Origin of the sequence: Ochrobactrum sp. CGA5 (assembly GCF_006345815.1) — a bacterium.
In the GTDB taxonomy this organism is placed as follows: domain Bacteria; phylum Pseudomonadota; class Alphaproteobacteria; order Rhizobiales; family Rhizobiaceae; genus Brucella.
Genome location: NZ_VCIG01000025.1, coordinates 1 through 1,318 on the forward strand (window position 1 = coordinate 1; position 1,318 = coordinate 1,318).

Here is a 1,318-nt window from a genome sequence, read left to right on the forward strand (position 1 = left end):
TGGAGTTGCCCCATAAAAACCGGACATTTTCAGGATTGAGCATTTCGGCTCAGGAACTCTCGTGGAGATTGATATCCTAAAGCCTTGTGCGGGTGAAGATTGTTGTAGTGCTCGAACCATGATGGCAGTTGAGCCATGACAGTTTCGGCGTCCGGCGTCGGATTTATCCGGACATAATCGCGCTTGAATGTTTTGACGAAAGCCTCAGCCATTCCATTTGACTGCGGGCTGCGCACTGGTGTTCTGCACTGTTCCATACCGATATCCCGGAGCAAGGACGCGGTGCTTTTCGCAATGAAGCATGAACCATTGTCGGTAAGCCACTGGATGGGCTCTGCCAGCGTATTGATGCGCCCGAAGCGGTTTTCTACCGCCGTGATGACAAGATCCTGCACATCTTCGCTCTTGATGCCTTCTGTCGTGGCCACATGAGCGATTGCTTCCCGATCACAGCAGTCGAGCGCAAATGCAACGCGGACCTTTTCCTTGTTGTCGCACGTGATCTCGAAGCCATCGGAGCACCATCTGGTATTGGAGCGCTCGACGGTGACTTGCCCGTCGTGTCTGCGTTCACCGGCAGCTCCGGTATGGCGCTGAAGGAGCAGATCATGCTGCTTCATCACGCGGTAAACACGTTTGGCGTTCGGCCATGAACGCCCCTGTTCACGGGCCTTGCGCCGCAGAACGGCATGAACGCGCCGATAGCCATAGGTCGACATTTCTTCAATGATCGCCTTGATCTGAGCAACCAGATCAGCGTCGGGAAGCGGAGGTCTCCCTCGGGCTCTGGAAAGGGTGCCTGTGGCTCGCGCCGCGATATTCGACCGGGCAACACCTAGCGTCTCGCATACCGCTTTCATCGCAAAACGTCCTTCGGCAGCGAGATTGAGTGCAGCATGCGTTTTTTTGGGCCGCTGGCGATTTCGAGGGACTCCTTGAGAATTTCCCCTTCCATCGTCTTCTTGCCCAGCAGGCGCTGTAATTCCTTCACCTGAGCCTGAAGCGCCCGGTATTCCGAGGCAGGGACAACCTCCTCTTCGGCTGCCGTTGCGACCAATGCACCCTGTGACGCAAGCTTGCGCCACGCGAACAGCTGGTTAGGCGCAATGCCATGACGACGGGCGACCAGACTGACCGTTGCGTCCGCCTCGTAGGTTTCGTGGACAATCGCAAGTTTCTCCGCGGTACTCCAGCGTCGACGCCGCTCAGGGCCGGAAAGAATTTCCATCTTAATGCTATTACCAGTCATAATGTGAACAGTAGTCCTATCACTTATTTAAGTGGCAGAAACTGTCCGGGCAATTAAGGGGCTATTCCA

Annotated in this window: 1 protein-coding gene; it reads right to left on the reverse strand. The window is 55.5% G+C overall.

Annotated elements, in window-relative coordinates; translation table 11 throughout:
* Positions 1-29: 29 nt before the first annotated feature.
* Positions 30-1,249 (reverse strand): IS3 family transposase gene (locus FJQ48_RS12720; RefSeq protein WP_139975415.1). Its coding sequence is split into 2 segments (ribosomal slippage): positions 30-913 and positions 913-1,249, totalling 1,221 coding nucleotides; the frame shifts between segments, so codons are not numbered across the junction.
* Positions 1,250-1,318: the final 69 nt, after the last annotated feature.